The sequence below is a fragment of the Marinobacter alexandrii genome (assembly GCA_039984955.1).
Classification (GTDB): domain Bacteria; phylum Bacteroidota; class Bacteroidia; order Cytophagales; family Cyclobacteriaceae; genus Ekhidna.
In genome coordinates, this window is the sequence record JBDWTN010000006.1 from 75,645 (window position 1) to 94,786 (window position 19,142).

15 protein-coding genes are annotated in these 19,142 nt (G+C 38.3%); 6 read left to right on the forward strand and 9 right to left on the reverse strand.

Annotated elements, in window-relative coordinates:
* Positions 1-312 precede the first annotated feature (312 nt).
* From ABJQ32_05045 to ABJQ32_05060, 4 genes are all read right to left on the reverse strand, one after another.
* Positions 313-471, reverse strand: coding sequence for a hypothetical protein (locus tag ABJQ32_05045; protein MEP5288993.1), 159 nt, complete (start codon positions 469-471; stop codon positions 313-315).
* Between the two features lie 179 nt (positions 472-650).
* Positions 651-1,655, reverse strand: coding sequence for a beta-ketoacyl-ACP synthase III (locus tag ABJQ32_05050; protein MEP5288994.1), 1,005 nt, complete (start codon positions 1,653-1,655; stop codon positions 651-653).
* Between the two features lie 46 nt (positions 1,656-1,701).
* A complete protein-coding gene (locus ABJQ32_05055) occupies positions 1,702-3,264 on the reverse strand; it encodes a hypothetical protein (GenBank protein ID MEP5288995.1) in 1,563 nt (520 codons plus the stop codon).
* Between the two features lie 66 nt (positions 3,265-3,330).
* A complete protein-coding gene (locus tag ABJQ32_05060) occupies positions 3,331-3,945 on the reverse strand; it encodes a hypothetical protein (protein MEP5288996.1) in 615 nt (204 codons plus the stop codon).
* 83 nt (positions 3,946-4,028) lie between these two features.
* On the opposite strand from ABJQ32_05060, the gene ABJQ32_05065 reads away from it, so the two are divergent.
* The 5 genes from ABJQ32_05065 (at position 4,029) to ABJQ32_05085 (ending at position 8,957) form a co-directional block, all read left to right on the forward strand.
* On the forward strand, positions 4,029-4,583 hold the full coding sequence (locus ABJQ32_05065) for a sigma-70 family RNA polymerase sigma factor (GenBank protein ID MEP5288997.1): 555 nt from the start codon (positions 4,029-4,031) through the stop codon (positions 4,581-4,583).
* Complete coding sequence (locus tag ABJQ32_05070) at positions 4,576-5,094, forward strand: hypothetical protein (protein MEP5288998.1); 519 nt, start codon at positions 4,576-4,578, stop codon at positions 5,092-5,094. Before ABJQ32_05065 ends, ABJQ32_05070 begins: the two co-directional genes overlap by 8 nt.
* Positions 5,066-6,127, forward strand: coding sequence for a hypothetical protein (locus ABJQ32_05075; GenBank protein ID MEP5288999.1), 1,062 nt, complete (start codon positions 5,066-5,068; stop codon positions 6,125-6,127). The genes ABJQ32_05070 and ABJQ32_05075 overlap by 29 nt, the downstream gene beginning before the upstream one ends.
* 114 nt (positions 6,128-6,241) lie before the next feature.
* A complete protein-coding gene (locus ABJQ32_05080) occupies positions 6,242-7,726 on the forward strand; it encodes a hypothetical protein (protein MEP5289000.1) in 1,485 nt (494 codons plus the stop codon).
* A 67-nt stretch (positions 7,727-7,793) separates the two neighbouring features.
* Positions 7,794-8,957 (forward strand): hypothetical protein, encoded by a 1,164-nt coding sequence (locus ABJQ32_05085; protein ID MEP5289001.1) that lies wholly within the window; start codon positions 7,794-7,796, stop codon positions 8,955-8,957.
* Here ABJQ32_05085 and ABJQ32_05090 read toward each other — a convergent pair.
* Positions 8,954-9,904 (reverse strand): L-threonylcarbamoyladenylate synthase, encoded by a 951-nt coding sequence (locus ABJQ32_05090; GenBank protein MEP5289002.1) that lies wholly within the window; start codon positions 9,902-9,904, stop codon positions 8,954-8,956. The two genes, ABJQ32_05085 and ABJQ32_05090, sit on opposite strands and share 4 nt — an antisense overlap.
* An 87-nt stretch (positions 9,905-9,991) precedes the next feature.
* On the opposite strand from ABJQ32_05090, the gene ABJQ32_05095 reads away from it, so the two are divergent.
* Positions 9,992-10,147: a hypothetical protein gene (locus ABJQ32_05095; protein ID MEP5289003.1), complete on the forward strand. Its 156-nt coding sequence runs from the start codon at positions 9,992-9,994 to the stop codon at positions 10,145-10,147.
* Here ABJQ32_05095 and ABJQ32_05100 read toward each other — a convergent pair.
* Genes ABJQ32_05100 through ABJQ32_05115 form a run of 4 tightly spaced genes read right to left on the reverse strand, consistent with a single transcriptional unit; the run spans position 10,144 to position 19,066 of the window.
* A complete protein-coding gene (locus tag ABJQ32_05100) occupies positions 10,144-12,921 on the reverse strand; it encodes a T9SS type A sorting domain-containing protein (GenBank protein MEP5289004.1) in 2,778 nt (925 codons plus the stop codon). The two genes, ABJQ32_05095 and ABJQ32_05100, sit on opposite strands and share 4 nt — an antisense overlap.
* A gap of 1 nt (position 12,922) precedes the next feature.
* Positions 12,923-13,273, reverse strand: a complete 351-nt coding sequence (locus ABJQ32_05105) for a SpaA isopeptide-forming pilin-related protein (protein MEP5289005.1) — start codon at positions 13,271-13,273, stop codon at positions 12,923-12,925.
* A 7-nt stretch (positions 13,274-13,280) separates the two neighbouring features.
* Entirely contained in the window at positions 13,281-13,874 is a 594-nt protein-coding gene (locus ABJQ32_05110; GenBank protein ID MEP5289006.1) for a hypothetical protein, read from the reverse strand.
* Positions 13,874-19,066, reverse strand: coding sequence for a PKD domain-containing protein (locus ABJQ32_05115; protein MEP5289007.1), 5,193 nt, complete (start codon positions 19,064-19,066; stop codon positions 13,874-13,876). Before ABJQ32_05115 ends, ABJQ32_05110 begins: the two co-directional genes overlap by 1 nt.
* Between the last annotated feature and the right edge of the window lie 76 nt (positions 19,067-19,142).

Consider the following 19,142-nt stretch of genomic DNA (forward strand, 5'->3'; position numbering starts at 1 on the left):
ATATACAGGATGCTAAAGCCTTTCTTTACCATCCAATCACCTGTTTGTGATTTTGTTAATCGTACTCGATCCTTGTCTTGTTTTGCAAATAACCTAAAAAGATTCATGGTGAGTTTATTTTAAGTTTGAAAATATTTTATCCTAAAATTGTAATATATAAGTATTAAACATAAATATAACACTATATGTTTCAATATAGTACAATTTTTTCTAAATATTTTTACATTTTAATAAACAATGGCAAACAAAAAAGCAATGCTTTTCAGCATTGCTTTTTTGTACGTTCTAATTCGGATAGGTGGTAAGATCGAATTACATCGCGTGACTCATATACGTCTGACATTTGTCTTTAGAGCCTATATAAAGTACTGTCGATCCTTTCCTCACAACCCATTCTCCGGAAGGATCTTTCTTAAGTTTTAGCTGGTTTCCATCGGTAGATTTTCCTAGTAGTGTTTTTACAAATTTCATTTCCGATTAAATTTCCGTTGATTTATACTTTGTCAGGAACAAATTTAACTATTCTAAGTGTTAAATTAAAATAATTAAAAAAGTTATTAAAAAAGTGCAAATACCGAACTGCTAGACTTATTTTCGTCGATAAAAACATGGGTTTTGTCCAATTCCATTTTAGAGAATAGTCGTCTTAACTACCATCTGATGAGCGCTGAAGCCCAAGTAAAGCCACTCCCAAAAGCTGCCAGACAAACCAAATCTCCCTCTTTGATTTTTCCTTCTTGCCAAGCTTCACTCATTGCTATTGGAATCGAAGCTGCGGTTGTATTTCCATACCGCATTATGTTATTAAATACCTGATCATCAGATAATCCCATCTTTGCTTGCACAAATTGACTAATCCTCAGGTTTGCCTGATGGGGTACCAAAAGGTTGATGTCCTCAGGTTTATAGTTATTAGTAGCTAGTGCCTCTCCTATGACTTCCATAAACCGAGTCACAGCATGCTTGAAAACAAAATTTCCATTCATGTGAGGGTAATAGCTCGAATCCTCAGGATTATCTTCTGATATAATCTCTGGAACCCATCTACCTGTATTAGGGCCAATTAAGGCTAGTTCTTCTGCGTGCTTACCTTCTGAATGTAAATGCGTTGACAGGATACCTTTTGAATCTTCAGACCTCTGTATGACAGCTGCTCCTGCTCCGTCTCCAAAAATCACAGTTACCCCTCTACCTCTGGTAGACTTTTCCAATCCTCCGGAATGATTCTCAGAACCAATTACCAAAATATTTTGGTACATCCCTGTTTTTATAAACTGATCCGCAATAGACAGGCTATAGACAAAGCCAGAACATTGATTTCTTACATCTAAGGCGCCTATTTCTTTAATACCAAGTTGCTCTTGAACCATAACACCAGGGCCTGGGAAGTAGTAGTCTGGGCTCAATGTGGCGAAAATGATAAAGTCAATATCATCAGGTGTTAAACCAGCATTTTTTATTGCGATTCTTGCAGCCTTAGTACCCATAGTAGATGGGCTATCTCCTGTTTTTGGGTCGATCCAACGGCGTTCCTTTATTCCAGTTCGCTCAATAATCCATTCATCATTGGTGTCCATCATCTTGGATAGATCTTCATTGGTCACAACATTATCGGGTACATAATGTCCAAGACCAGCAATTCTTGAGGTATACATGCTGTTTATTTTTAATCCCAATATACTAGAAACGATAAATATTTTGTTACTGAGAATCAGTAGGTGTTTTTATTTTACCAATATAGAAGTCTTTTAGGTAGGTTGTATTGGTTCCGCCAGTTGCATGAATTTCAAAATCATCAAGAGAGATCAACTCCTTATTATCTCTTCTAAGTTCAACTTTATATACATCATCCGCATTTATCTGCATCTCAAATTGTCCGCTTTCATCCAAGGGAGAGAAAAAGTACATATCAGTATATTCAAGTGGCCTGAAGAAAATACGTGCATCGGTAATTGCTTCCCCAGTTGGTCCATCTATGACACGACCTTTTATTGTGATCGTGTGAATCTCCCAGAAAAAGAAAATATCATAATCACCATATGTATGAAGTCTATTGGATGTAAAATATCCTGACATCTGATCTTTGTTGAGCTTAAAATGAATTTCATCATCAGGGGAGTTCACAGGGAACCCCATATTTGTAGGTTCAGACCAAGTCAGTGTTTTAGGGTCAAATTCTGATTTAAAAATATCATATCCCCCCATTGTCTCATGGCCATCAGAAGCAAAATACAATGTTTTCTCATCTGGACTCAGGTATGGGCTATCTTCATTATACTCACTATTAATGGTCGTTGCAAAGAGTGCCGGCTTACTCCAATCACCAGTTTCATGATTTCTAAAAGATTCAAATAAATCCAAATTGGATTCTTTACTGCTCCCAACATTTTTGGAAAAAATGATCCTGTCTTCATGCTCATTGATGAAAAAATGTGAACTTAGATGGGTTGAAGAAATTTTACTATCAAATTCTTGAGGGTTACTCCACCCGTCTTTACTATCTCTTGGTTCACTAAAAAATAGATCTCCTCCTTTATCGGTTCGAAACTGAAATAACCTACCATCATCTGCTACTACTTCGATATTAGAATTATCTCGTGTAAACGTACCAACATTATAAATGATTGAAGGTTCTGACCAGCTTCTTCCTCCTTCGTGCCGTGTATGATAGATTTGAAATTGATCTGGTCTGGAGTCATCCTGATTTGATAAAAACAGGAGCTCTTCCTTCTCTGAGAAATAAACGGGACTTAGCTCTGCTTTTTCGGTATTAATGCCTTTCTCTAATAGATGTATTTCATAGAAATTGGGATTATCCATAAACTTCTTGGCCGCTGTTGCCCACTTTGCCCACCTACTGGCTTCCTTAATAATTTCATCACTCTTTTTAGCTGGTAGCTTAACGAATGTTCTTAAAGATTCAATGGCTTCTTCAAACTTATACTGTTGCATGAGCACTCTGCCTTGCCAATAATAGTAAAACTTGTCTTGCTTTGACATCACCTCCTCGAATTCATCAAAAGGTCCCATATCAGTGTATTGATGATTAGAGAGAAGCTTACAGACTTCAATTTTATATGGAACATCTTCGTAAGCAGTGTCTATTTCTTGAATTGATTCATATAGTACTAGAGCTTCACCGAACTGCTCGTCATAAAAAGTCTCTTCCGCTTCTTGGTATAGTTTATATACTTTCTGAGCCTGTATATCCGTAAGCACTACAATAGCTATAATGGAACACAACACACGAAAAATTTTCATCATAAAAGGCACTATATAATTGTTGTACAAGTTTAATTAAATAACCCTAAACGCCTATTAGTAAATAAGTTATTGATTAAAATAACCAATTCGTAAACCAACAGCAAAAAAAAGACCTGAAAAGTCTTCATTTTCAACGCTTGCTAAATCCAAATCTTTCATTTCCTGAAGTCCTATAGATATATAAGGTTTGGCATAACGAAATCTGGAGAATTCTCCTATAATAGCTCCCTTTAGTAAAGTGAATTCATCACGTAAGAAAGCCTCTTCGTCTTCTTTTCTTTGCCAAGTCATATCTCCTTGATAATATCCAGCTCTAAAAATGATACTTAATGAACTGGTTTCTATAGCAGAAAAAGCAATGAATGGGCCACCATACCGATACTTTAACTCAAAAATGTTAGGAAATATTACTAAAGCTTCGACTTTTCCTTGTGTATCAAATCTATTGAAGCCAATAATCCATTTTTTATATTGAATTCCTACGCCATAGCCGCTCAATATATTTTTTTCTGGCGTGCTTGGCTCTAAAGAGCCTTTGACCTCAAAAAAAATCCCTCCATAATAAGGTGGTAATGGTTTTTCCAATGTGTCTAAAGCCAATGTATCTAAAGCCAGACTATCAAGTTCCTGTGCAGAAGCCAAACTTGAAATAAGCGTGAAGATTAAAAAGAGTTTTTTCATTTGTAAACTTATTCCTCTAAAATTAACAACAACATGCAACCCATGATTCTATTAACAGTCTTTACACCGAACTAACCTAAAAATTGGAAGCAAATACGATAAATATTCACGCAGACCTAATAGCAAGGTGTAGAAATAAAGATCGCTCAGCTCAGTTTGAAATATACAAACTGTATAACAAAGCGATGTTTAATACAGCCCTACGTATAACAGGTGATGGCAGTGACGCTGAGGATGTATTGCAGGATGCATTTGTGAGCGCCTTCCAAAATCTAACAAGCTATCGGGCAGATGCTTCTTTTGGAGCATGGTTAAAGAGGATTGTTATTAATAAGGCTCTGAATCATGTTCAGCGCATAAAAAAGGATTTAATGCTGGCTGAAGATATGAAGAAAGAAGCGAGCGAATTTGAACTGGAAAAAACTGAACCAAATTATTCAGTGGATCAAGTAAAAAATGCTATGCATCACTTGCCTTCCGGGTTTAGAACAGTACTTTCTCTCTATTTATTTGAGGGATATGACCATAAAGAAATAAGCGAAATATTGGGAATAACAGAGTCAACTTCAAAATCTCAGTATAAACGAGCGAAGGATAAATTGAGAATGATTATAACACAGGAGGTAAACTATGGGTGATCAATTAGAAAAATTCATTATAAACAATAGAGGAGAGTTTGACAATGACTCTCCATCGGATAAAGTATGGTCTTCAATTGATCAGAAGCTAGGTAAAAAAAGAGCTGAGTGGTCAACCATATGGAAAGTGGTTGCTGTTCTTTTTATGGTTTCAACTATCATCCTTGTGATTGATAAAGGCATAACCAAGATGGATGAAGGCCCTGTTTTGAGTGACGAATTTAATCAGGCAGAAGATTACTACGTAACATTAATTTCTCAACGTAAACAAGCAATCAAAGAACAACTTACTCCTGAACAGCAAGAAGAATTTTTAACTGAAATCGACCAACTAGACTCTATGTATTTAGAGTTAAAGGATACCTACCAAACTAATGCTTCCAATGACCGGATTATGGATGCCATGATCAGCAACCTGCAGCTGAGGCTTGACATCCTCAACAAACAACTGGACATTTTACAAAATATTAAAAACCAAGACAATGAAAACGACATATCAATTGAAATATAAGCTTTTAACCCTATTGTTTGTTTTTGCCACTGTAGCGATTGCTCGCAATCAGGATGAAAAGAAGAAGTACGTTGAAAAGAATTATAAGGTAAGTTCAACTACCAAATTAAAAATCGAGAATAAGTTTGGTAAAGTAGAAATCAATTCATGGGAGAAAAATGAATTTGATATCAAAATTGAAATAGTGGGGAAAGGGAGAAATGAAGAGCGTGCTCAACGAATTCTTGATGCAATAGAAATTGACATTACTGAAGGCAGTGCTCAAATTGTATTTGAGACAGAAATCCAAAACATAAAAAATAAAAATGAAGAGGGATTCGAGGTGAACTATACCGTATATATGCCTGACTCTAGCCCCCTTGAAATTAAAAATAGCTTTGGAGATGTAACAATGGGCGACCGCACAAATGATCTTGAATTGAATGTCTCCTATGGCTCAATGAGAGTAGGGGATGTATCAGGGGATACGGAAATTAAATTATCGTTTGGTAGTGGAAGTGTAAATAACATTAAAGATGGATATGTCTCTGTCAAGTACAGTAACCTGGAGATTGAAGGTGCTAATAAACTGGATCTGACTCAAGGGTTTTCAGAAATAGAAATTGGCGAAGTGGCTGATTTGGAAATTGAAAGCAAGTATGGTAATGTGGAGATTGAAAAGGCCGGCAAAATAGATGCTGATTCACATTTTTCTGGGTGGGACATTGAGGAACTAACCGGAAGTATTGAGCTTGATTGTAGCTATTTGGGTGACTTTAGAATCGATAAGTTGGCAAAGACTTTTACGCTAGTGGATATAGATGGGAAGTTTGGATCCTATGAAATCGGTTTGGAAGAAGGGCTAAATGCAGACATCAATGCTGAATTTTCCTTCGCGGATCTTAAATACTCTTCTGATGTAGACGCAACCTTTAATTACCGTGTCAAAGAATCAAACAAAAGCACATATAAGGGAAAAATTGGACAAGGCGATTCAAATAAAATTATTCGGATTGACTCAAGCTATGGAAGCCTTAGATTGAAAATGGATTAAATCATAACAGAACTTAATACCGAAAGACATGCTCATCTACCGAGCATGTCTTTTTTGTTTCTCCACTCATCAATTATTTGGTAGATTTCTTCCCAATTATCTAATAAATCAATTATGAAGAGATTACTCACCCTACTTACCTCATTGGCATTTATCTATTCTTTCGCTCAAGATCGTATGATCGATGCAAATCAATCCATTACGTCAAATCATGCGGTCACGATAAAAGGAAAATCAGTAGCCTATTCAGCTACCACTGGAACTCAACCAGTTTGGAATGAAGATGGGAAAGCAATAGCCGCTGTTCACTTTACTTATTACCAGCGATCAGATATTAAAAATAGAGCTTCAAGGCCTTTGATCATTTCATTCAATGGAGGTCCTGGGTCCGCCTCTGTCTGGATGCATCTCGCGTATACTGGTCCAAAAATTTTAAAAGTTGACAATGAAGGTTTTCCAATTCAACCTTATGGTGCAAAAGACAATCCCAATTCGGTATTAGATGTAGCAGATATTGTATTTGTAAACCCTGTGAATACGGGATATTCCAGGATCCTTGACAAAGAAGTTGATCGTTCATTTTTTTTCGGTGTAAATGAGGATATTTCTTATCTGGCCGAATGGATCAATACATTTGTAACGAGGATGAATCGATGGGAATCTCCAAAATATTTAATTGGGGAAAGCTATGGTACTACGCGGGTTTCAGGGTTAGCCCTTGAATTACAAAATCGTCAGTGGATGTATTTGAATGGCGTTATTCTAGTATCTCCTACCGAACTTGGAGTTCACAGTGGTCAAGGAAGAAGGAATGGCCCACTGGGTGCGGCTCTTCGTATACCTTATTTTGCTGCTGCTGCCTGGTATCACAACAAACTCCCATCTGACTTACAAAGTAAAGATCTGTTAGACGTACTAGAAGAGGTTGAGACTTATGCCGTTCAAGAACTCATGCCTACGCTAGTGCAAGGTGGATTTGTCAATGAAAGTGAAAAGAGAGAAGCAGCCAAGATGATATCCAGATATTCTGGGATTTCAGAAAAAGCAATTCTTCAATACAATTTGGATGTCCCTACTTCATTTTTCTGGAAAGAGCTTCTTAGAGAAGAAGGCTTTACTGTAGGTCGATTGGACTCGAGGTACAAAGGAATAGATAGAACTGATGGTGGAGATCGACCTGACTTTAATTCTGAACTTACAAGCTGGCTGCATGCATTTACCCCTGCAATCAATTATTACTATAAAAATGTACTCAAGTACGAAACAGACATCAAGTACAACATGTTTGGCCCAGTTCATCCGTGGAATAGAGATGGTAATAATACAGGTGAAAATCTTAGACAGGCGATGGCTCAAAATCCATACTTACACACGATGATACAAAGTGGCTATTTCGATGGTGCTACCAAATATTTCGATGCTAAATACACCATGTGGCAAATTGATCCAAGTGGCAAAATGAAGGATCGTTTGTCATTTAAAGGATACAGGAGCGGACACATGATGTATCTAAGAAATGAAGACCTCATCAGCAGTAATGACCACTTAAGAGAATTCATTAAAAAGACACTCCCTGGAAACAAGCCTGCTAAGTATTGAGTTATATCAATTAGGCTTTTATGATTGGGCTATAATTTTCAACCCTAGAAAACGTTTCAGCGATTAAATGAAGATTAGTTATCCTCTTATATTAATTGTGGTGGTGTTTTCAGTCAAACTGAATGCGCAAGAAACTTTTTCGAATATCCAATCCATAAGTGTAGAAGAGGATACTAACTTCAATGGATATGAACTCATTGAGACAGAAAGTAAGCAACTTTTTGTTTTGGCTGAACACTGGCACAATATCAGGTCTGTTCCAAAAGCAACTTTCAAAGTACTTAAATATCTACATGAGAATGCCAATGTTCGCATTTTAGCTATAGAACAAGGGGCAAGCGCTGCTCATATGATTAATAACTATTTAGATTCAGGAGATACTACTACTTTGAGGCAAATCATTCGTAATACCCTTTTTTGGGGAAAAGAAAACTGGATCTTCTTCAAAAGTTTGAGAGCATTGAATCAGACGTTACCCAGACAAGACAGGATTTTTGTCAAAAGCATTGATATAGAGTATAAAATGGCTTCTGCCATTTTTGTAATCAATGAATACATAAGAGACCGTGAAATTCCTGAATCTTTAACAAAAACTGTGGGCGTATTCAAGCAGATGTTTGATAAGACCCAGGATCATCGTGAAAGCTATCAAGGCTTGTCCGTCATGTACTATTACGATCGTGAGATTGTGGAGAGCCTAGTATTAAAAACAATTGATGAATTGGAAAGAAAAAGTAAGGAATACATGAAATTCTTTGGAGATGATTTCGTGGATTTTGCCACTATGATTTTAGAAATGGATGACGGGCTTACATTTGATTACACGAACCCAAACAATAACTATAAATTCAGGGATCGACTGATTTATAAAAAATTCGTTTCACTAGTTGAGGATTATCCTAACAAAGGAATTTTATGTGTTATCGGGATGCGACACGCTACGAAAGGATCCTCTATTTATAAGCTGAACAATCTTGATTCCTCTCCTTTAAAGGATAATGTGTTAACTATTAAGATTTCTGCGCTTTTCAATAAACTAATTATCTCTAGTGACCTCAAAAAAATCAACTACAACTACCCACAACAGCTCAGGTCTAACCCTGCTACTCTTATAAAGCATGATCCTAATGAAGGAAGTTTGAAGTCTAGCAAATCCTTTGACAATACATTATTTATACACGACAATGGCTATTTAACTCCGTTTGAAAACGTCTATAAGGAAGAATATTAAACTGAAGCCCGTCTAAGTCTGTCATTAACCGCACGACCTAACCCTTCTTCGGGTAAGTATTCAGCTAAAATAATCTTAAGGTGCGATTGATCCATTTTTCGAAGCGCAGTAAATATATTTCGCGCTGCTTGATTCAAATCTCCTGTATCGGACAATACTGCTAGATTTTTCATCGGTAAATCATATTCTTTTTGGAAAGAAATTATTCCTGTAGTATTTGGGTCTAAATCTTTCAAATTTTCTTCAATATTTCCTAGTAAAATTTTTCTACCTGGAGAATAATGTGATTTCAACATCCCTGGAGCAGCTGGGTTAGAGCTCATATTTACATTTATCCTAACCGAACCAATAGACCCTTCGATTTCCTCAATTTTTGTACCCCCAAGTCTATAAACAACTGGATCATTATCTTCAAAACCAATGATTGTTGATTCCAAACCTACCTCACAATCACCACCATCTAGAATATAAGAAATTTGCTCTCCAAGCTGATTTGCAACATGCTGGGCGGAGGTTGGAGAAACATATCCAAACGGGTTAGCGCTTGGAGCTGCTAACGGGAAGTCGAGTTTGGAAAGCAACTCTTGAGTGATGGGGTGATGGGGAATCCTTATTGCCATCCTATTTAACCCTGACGTAAGTAAATCAGGGACATGTCTTTTTTTCTTCAATAGGATTGTTAAAGGTCCAGGCCAGAATTTTTTTGCTAGAATTTTAGCCTTTTCAGGAATTTCATCCACTAACCCCTTCACTTTGTCTAGCGTATCGACATGAGCAATTAATGGATCAAATTTTGGCCTGTTCTTAACCGAATAAATTTTAAGAATCGATTCTTCATTCAGAGCGTTTCCAGCTAGCCCATATACCGTTTCAGTAGGTATACCCACGACCTCTCCTTTTCGAAGCAATTGCTCCGCTCTGTCGATATCTTGCCCTATTTCAACCAATACTTTTTATTCAGATGCAAAGATTATCTAACCTAACCAATTTGTCATGTGAAGATGAAATACTTATTTTCGTTTAAAACCAGACCAATGACTAAACGCACACGAAATACACTTAGAATCGTTTCTATAGTTCTCGCGATACTTGTAATCCTTATGGATTTAGGCATCATCCCTAATATCATAAACTATCATTTCTGGGTAATGGTAATTGCCTATTTCTTATTGGTTTTAAGCCTTCGTTAGCGGTTCAAGACTAATCTTCCTGTTCTACTCTGACCTTGATAGCTAATACGATAAAAATAAATACCGTTGGCCAATGGAAATCTGAAATTGCTGGCTCCATCCCAAAAAGCTGTATTCGATCCTGAATATTGAGTAGCCCAAAGGATTGTACTCACGAATTCTCCTCTCTGTGATAAAATATCAATTCGTACCTCACCATCTTCGGGGATGGTATATTGAATTTGTGTAAAATCTTCGACTGGATTTGGATAAGCAGCCAAAACCTCAAAGCTATCTCCTGACTCCTCCGGCTCCAGCTGTTTAAAATCAGGCACTTGCGTAGTGAAAACACCATTACCATGTGTGGCAATAGCAAGTTTTCCATCGCTGGCTCTATAATCCATCATAACAACTACAGCACTTCCTATGGTTGAAGGAGATTCCTTTATCCAAACAGTGCTACTACCGCTAAGGCTTTCTGTACCATACAAGCCAATGCTCGTTCCTACTAGAAACAAATTACCTGTTGTTTTAGGAATAATTTCAATCCACCGAATACTGGGACCACTTCCTGATCCATCTGGGTTTTCTTCAAGGTTTCCACTCACATTTTCAAAGCTCTCTCCTCCATCGGTACTTTCGAAAATTGACTGAACATTGTAGTTTGAAAACACCACAATAAGGTGTTGATTGTCTTCAGGATCCAGAGCTATGCTAGATACATACCCATCCTCAGGGAACGCAACGGATGTGATATCAACGACACTGAAATCAAGTTCTGAATCAGCATTATCCAATCGAAATAATTCTCCTAAGCTCGTCCCAAAAAATACTTTTTCACCTTCGAAAGATGACTCTACAGCACTAACCAATCCTTCTTCTATAGCTGATGGGGTAACTCTCTTCCACCCAAAATTTGTAGGAATTTGCGAGCCTGAAGGAATCTGAGAAACATTAGGATGATAGTACAAGTGGTTTCCACCGGCGCAAAACATGCGGTTTTCATTTGTAGGATCAAGAACAAACGGATTTACAAATAGATATGCAGATCCTGCTTGAGCAACCAACCCACCAGGATCTACTCTACCGAATGAAGTAATTTCGAAATTATCATTAAAAGTCAATCGTAACGTCTGCCCACGCTGGAAAGAAGCAAACCAGAGTGAATTATCCCTTGTAGTAGCTGCGTAACCACCGTCTCCTCCTATTACTCTCTGCCAATTAGTTGTTCCTCTAGAGAGATCTGTTCCATTATCTTGCATACCCCCAAGAATCGTAGGATCATTGGGTATCTTAGATTGTGCTATCGTGAAAAATTGTGAGGTAATGAAACCATCATTTCTACTTTCCCACATCACAGAATCAGCGCTTATATCAGCGCTTTGAATAAGGCCTCCATCACTTGCGGAAAGTGCTACATTTGGATTACTTGGACGAAACAAAAGATCGTGCTGATCTGGATGATGCTCTAGATACACTCCAGAGCCACCTTCAGGATCATAGCCACCAATCCAATCAATGTTTTCCTCAGTCCTGAAACCATCAGTAGATCGAAAAAGGTTTGTACCTCCAACGAAGACTAAATTAGGGTCTTCAGGGTGGACTCTGATCATCATATTGTATGACCCCTGTGTGTCGAGATTGCCGAGTTCATCATCAAACTGAGGTAAAACTCGAGGTTGTGGATCAAAGCCATTGATTCTATTGGAATTATTTAATAGGGAAAGTCGATGTTCTAAAATCAGAATTGGACTCGAGTCTATCATGAAATAAGTAACATCTGGGTCGGATTTGCTATTACCTATCACAATTCTTCGGTATTGTGATTCATTTGTAAGTGGCGCAATATTGTCGCTCCAGTTAAGGCCATCTGTTGAGAAATAGATTCCGGCTTCAGGAGAGTCCAGATCTGAGGGTGACTCAGTGGATAGTGCCGCATAGAAAACATTATCCTCTGATCGCTCCAGAGATGTATAAAATGATGCGTTACCTTCATTGAGATTAACAGATTCATCTAAACCGAACAATTCCTGCCCCAGCACTACAGACCATGTATCTCCTCCATCTAAAGAGCGTAAAATACCACCAAAAGCAGCTACTAGTATTTCGTCATCGACAAGGTTGCTTGGGTTAATTTCAATGTTCCATATATATTGAAACTGGCTGTTAAAAATGTTTGGATCTGAATCTTGGGTAGATTCAATAGGGTTCCAGGTTTCTCCATTATCAATGGACTTATAAATTCCATTTCCACGAAATGGGGCAGCTCCTCCTCTTGCAGAATTACCAACAATTTCACCTGTTCCATGATACCAGACATCTTCTTTTCCCGATCTAATATCTTGAACAATGCAAGTCACACTATTTCTATTCTCCGGGTCGCTTTTTCTGTCCCAAGTAATTCCTCCATCTGCACTCTTCCATACTCCTCCAGAAACACCTCCTGCAAGAATCACATTCTCATCACGTACATCAAACTCCACTGCTCTCGTTCTACCTCCTACATTTGAAGGTCCTGCTACTTGGATGTCTAGTTGTTGCGTTCGAAGTTTGACTGTTTGAGTCAATAGATTTCGTTCAAACTGTAGCTCAGCTGTTCTAATATTCGAAGGAATTTGGCCAGTTGTAGGGTCAGCTGAAATCATATTAAGATATTCAACTCTACCCATCAAATCTTCTCTGCCTTCTATTTCAGAAGGCTCCTGTTCAATATGTAGTAAATACTCGGGATTCTGATTTAAACCTGAATCACAGATAAGTAAAACAAGAAAGATTAATTGAAAAAAGTGCCTCAACTTATTCAATTACCGTATTAACTTTATTTAGCTTTCCTTCGGAAAGTTCGCTGGTCATCACTCCTTCTCCATCATTGTCTTTATCTTCAAATTTCGCTTCTACAAAATAAGCCATTGGTTTTACTTCTTTAAAGGTCACTCTACCTTTCTTATCAGTTGTCAGTGTGGCAAACGCATTTTCACTTGCTCTGTAATCTGCTTCATTTTCATAAATGGAAACTGTAGCTCCTTCAACAAAATTTCCTAAGCCATCAATCACAGTGATTCTTAATTTAGTTGGCAACAACTGTGCTTCAGCTGTATTCTCAAGCGAGCCGAAGAATAGAACAGAAAAAAAAATGAATACTCTCATCGTATTGTTATTTGTTTTTAAGTGAAAAGATATATTGTGCTAAATCTTCAAAATTAGCAGCATCCTGATATTTCCTATCCGGATACGAATTTGCTATCAATTTAATTCTCGTTGGTTTATCGTTTTCCTCGATATACTCAATCTGGACATTCCCAAATTTCTGATCAATAGGTTCAACAAATCCTAGTTTGGGCTTTAAGTAGTGCAACTCTTTCGATTCAACTACATCTCCTTTTTCTTGCATTGTATGTCTACTCAAAACTAATCGGTAATCCAATTTTTTTACTCGATCAGCTAAATAGTCAAATAGATAGTGAAAATTATTCTTATCGTATTTCGATTCATAGTTTATGGCAAAACCGTTACTGTAGGTAGATTCAAGAAGAATAACCTGCGGGTCTTTATCCACTCCTTTTTTACTCCAGAAATAAGACTGCCAGACATCATTCAAAAATTCCTCACAATATTCTGATGTTTTCCATGCTTGAAAACGATCTAGAAAAGATTGACTTCTTTGGATTAGCTCATTGACAAACACCTTAGTAGGTGTCGCACTTGACTTTCCGAAAAGTCGTTGATAGATGTAATCAAAATAGCTCATTATCTAATAAGTGTAACCGATCCATATTGTTCAATAGTTCCCAAATCTGGTGCTAAGGAACTCGAAAATTTTAATATATATGCATACGTTCCCGGTGGAAGTAAAGATCCTCTATAGATTCCATCCCATTGAAAGTCTTGATTATTTGAAGTATATACAAGTTCACCCCATCGAGTATAAATCAAAATTTCAAACTCCTCCACGTAATCATTAGGAAAAACAAAGAATTCGTCATTTATTCCATTGCCATTTGGTGAAAATGCATTTGGAGCGAAAATTACTGGACGACAATCTTCTCTTACTTCAACTCGATCTGTTATACAGGTAAATCCATTATAAAGCGTGACCTCATACGTACCGGCAGTAGAAACATTCAATATCTGATCGGTAGAGATAATTGCATCATCAGGCAGCAATCTCCATTCATAGGTATTAAAAATACCTGGATCAAGATTTACCGTAGGATCTACAGGATCTCCTGTGCAGTAACTTGCTGTCTCTGGTAATAGTAAATCTTCGGTGTTGATAGGTACAACAGCAACTACCAATTCATCAGTAGCTGTACACGTTCCTGATTCATTTGTAGCCACCACCATATAGTTTCCTGATTGTGTAACAGTAAGAATGGAATCTGTATCAGAAAGTATGGTTCCACTTGCATCTTTCCATTCATAAGTCACTGAAGGGTTAAAATAATTGGTAGTCGCAATCAGGAATACATTTCCATTGTTGTCGCAATCCGGGTCAAGTGATAATGACACGGTAAATTCTGCTTGAATTTCCACAAGATTATCGCCTGAAGTCACCTCACAGCCTGTGAATTGATCGGTTACCGTCACATTGTAAGTTCCTGAACTTGTTACAGTATTTCTCATGGCATTGCTGCCATCATTCCAGACATATATGAAACTCCCACTACCTCCAGTAACATTCGCCACTAGGGTAACCTGCCCGTCGCATGGATCTCCCTCTATCACCACATCGATTGTTTGATCCACATTGAAATTAACCTGAATATCCTCTGATCTAGGACAGAAGCCAGCTTCTGTGGCTGTTACAGTATATACTCCTGGTTGATTTACTGTAATCGGATTACCGGGATTGCCACTTACGATACTTGGGCCGGACCAAGTGTACAAAGCAGTTCCGCCACTTCCATCCATAACCGAAATCATTCCCTCCGTTCCACAAATTTCTTGAATCGCATCAAATGTAAAGTCCGGTTCGGGATCAGGATTGATTATTATTTGCTCTGTTTCAATACACCCAGGAGCGTTATTATCAGTTATCTGAACGAACAACGTGCCTGTATTTAAACCTGGTATCACTAAGGGATCTACGGTATCTGTTCCTGTCGCTACTACCACACCAGTTGCATCCTGTATCTCATAATCATAACTCGCTGGCAATGGAGTCCCTGATATGGTCAGTTCAACATCACCATCACAGTTTCCTCCGGTATTTAATACGGATAGGTTAAACGTACCCGGATCTTCAACTTGTACTACTTCTGTATAGGTACAACCTGCCACCAGATTAGTGACGGTAAGGTTATAATTTCCTGGGGCTAAATTCCCAGCTCCAGGTGGTGTTCCAGATGGAATACCAGCCGGAATACTTACCGAAGCAGGGCCGTCAACATTAAAAGGTCCAGCAGTAGCTGGTCCTGATATTTGATATGAATAACTACCTGTGGTGTTGAAATCAATACTTATGTAACCATCGTCGTTTCCACACCCACTTGTCTCGGTTGATGTAACCGTCACATCTGGCTCTTCTTGAACGGTTACCTGTACCGTATCACGACCAATACACCCAAAAATATTTACAACCTCAACAGTGTACTCGAACATGCCTGGAACAGTCGTATCTATATCCAATGTGCGATTTGAGCCAGATATTATTCCATTTATAGCCCAGGAATAAGTAGCTCTCACTACTTGGGCATCCAATGTGATGACGGGATCATTTTGACATAGGTTTCGGTCAGCTCCAAGATCTATCGTTGGTCTTACATCTGCCATAAGTATCTGAAGTGTATCAGACGTGCAACCTGTAACTGTATTAATGATTGCAACATCAATAATACCGGGTTCTGTAACAGTGATCTCTCTAGTATCTTCACCGGTACTCCAGTAGTATGAGAAATCAGGTTCATCAACAGGCCAAGCAATCAATGTAACCGGCTGACCACATAGTGCAGTATCAGACGGTACCGTTGGGCTTTCAGGAATGTTATTGATGGTAATGGTCTGTGTCAAAGTAGTATCCGTATCGCATCGATTACTTAAAATGAGTTGCACAGTATAAGTACCAGGAATATCATAAGTATGAGTCGTATCCTGAACCGCCGCAGAAGTTCCATCTCCGAAAATCCATTGGTAGTTTTCAATCGAATTATTTGGATCTCTACCTACTCCAGAGAATGTAGATAGCTGACCGGCACAACCTGCGGTAACAGTCATACTTGGCTCTTGAAGTGGTGGGGATTGATTTTGGGCAAAATTTGGAAGACCTAGTCTACTTGTTCTTCCTGATAAGTCAAACCCTCCTGCATCAAAACTAGCTCCTGCATCATCTCCATCAGGAGAACTAATGGTTCCAATGGTTCCAGAATTATCAACCGCCATATAAATCGTTCCATCAGGGCCCATCTGAAGAGCTCCATAGCTCACCCCTTGAGGGTATCCATCAAACTTAGTCGCTGTTATATCTGTAACTGGATCATCAGAATTTAGACTGTCCAAGTCATATTGAATCAATTTTGAAGCTCCTGAAGAAGTAGTGAGATAGAGTCTCAATCCTCCTGCAGAAAACTCTAAACCATACAAGTCATTTTCTCCTGTATCAATTAATCTTGGGTTAGAAATCTCTCCTTGATCAAAATCCAGTATTTCAACCTGATTGGTTCCAGGGATATTCACAGCAATCTGATTTAATGTTGGAGAAATCTTCATGTAACCCGTGGCGCTTAATTCTTGCATGAAGTCATGAACTTCACCAGAAGGTGAATAAATGGCTCCACTTAGACCATTTGGGCTAGTACGGTATGATCTAAATGTATTATTACCGAACTCATGAGCTAAGATGATATCATTCCCAGTAAATCCAGATCCGGTAATACGCTCAGTACCGTTATCCATCAGTTTGATATTTTTAACAATTACTTTCCCCCTAGCAGTATCTTCCTTCATATCCACAATCGAATAACGAAGAGCATATTCATCATCACCATAGACCTGTTCGGTAGTGAAGATGTAAAACATAGTTTCATCATCACCATATGGCATGATTAAAGAATTCTGTGCAGATGCCAAATCTCCTCCAATAGTGTCGCCGTTGACCATGACATCATGGTCTTTATTAAAGACGGTGAATCCATTTGTATAAAAGAGTAAATCTCCATTTATATCAGATATTGTGGCACAACCTTCCGGTGCGTTTTGATTATTTGCATCCAGAATAGCAACTGGACCATTAGTAAATTCAATACCTGCCTGCTCACCAAAATACCACTGATTTGAAACTTGATTTGCTACACCATATTCTATGACTTCTATATCATCAAAACCTGTGCATCCAGTGGCATTTGTTACTTCTACCCAATAGGTGCCAGCCGTATCTATCTCTATGGTCTGAGTTACTTCACCTGTACTCCACACAAAGGAAGATCCATCACCAGCATCCAATGGAAGTATCTCATCTACGCATATCGTTGTGTCGTTTCCTAAGTCAACCATCAGATCGTTGGTCAATATTTCAACTGGTTGAGTGATTGTTTGTGTTATTCCATTTACCTCGGCTGTTAAGCTAACCATGTATCCGCCTTCTGCTTGATACTCATAATTCGGTATCCATCCATTTGAGCCACTTCCATCACCAAAATCCCAAGTTAAATTATTGGGTACTGGTTCTACTACCGGAAAAAACTTGGTCACGTTAGTTGCACAACTATCAATCCAATAGAAACTGAGCGTATCGAATGTAAAGTTGTATCCTGGTGTATGTTCCGAGAACTGAGTGGAGCCAAAATCCTCTGGAAAAACGATCGCTTGGTAGGCAACCGAGTCAGCAATGCTATCAGGTCTATTGATTCTTCCAAGGTTGAAAATTGATGCTGCAGTCTCCTGATATAAATGGTATATTCTATCATCAGGTGCTCGCTTTAATCCATAGCTTCGAAATATTGGAGCAGGCAAAATCGGATTCACCGTTCTTGTGGTATCATTAAAATCTAGCTGATACAGCTGGCCTGTAGTACCACTGCTCCCGAATCGGGATAAATAGAGTTTTGAGCCATCACTTGACCACTCTACGTCATAGACGGATTCCCCTTGATCGTCGTTGAATCCAGTTCCTAATAATGTGGTATCTAGAGCTAAGACTCCTGAAATTGGATCAAAATCCATTAACCATATATTCCTATTTGCTCCTTTGGGAGCCATTGCTAGCTGAGAAGAGTCAGCATTAAAAGCAAAATGTGAAGCTTCGAACCCAGGAGTGGCGCCATCTGTAAAATCATAATTCGTTGTAGCACCTATTCCACCCCCATCTACTTGGGTTACTTGAATTTGAAATGTGGTTCGATTCTGAGAAACTAGCCAAAAAAGCTCACCATCTCCTGATGGAATAGTTATCATTCCTTCGGAAGGGTCTACTAAGCCGGTAGCCAGATCTACCATTCCAACCACTACATCTCCGTATGGAAATTGAACCGAACCATTTCCTTGTATGGTGGCATCAACAACTGTATATCTTATTTCATTTACACCCCCAGACCCTGAATTAGTGAAAAGATAATATTGGCCGGGATTGTCTGTTACTGGACAAGTAACAACAGGAACATTGATTGAAGATATTCCAGATAAACCTGCCCCGTTTGGAACGATTGAGTGAGAGACATCATAGACGTCAACTCCATCTGTATAGAAGAGTAAATTTCCTGTGAATTGATCTGTTATAGTGACCGCCCCAGAAACTCCAAATGGTGTTGCCTGATCGGTTTGAAGATATACGTCTCTTCCATTCCGATCAAAAACCAGATTTTCCACCGAATTTCCAAAGTACCACCCTGTCTCTGTTACATCTTGAGACCAAAGTGTAACGGTGGAAATTAAAAAGAGGACAACACAAATCAATCTGCGAAAAGCAGACACATAAGGGATACGAATCATAGAAATGTCCTTAGTCATGCACACACTTTGTAAAAATACGGTTAAAATACTAACGTACTAGTTGTCGTTACATTACTTATGTAAGTCAACAAAA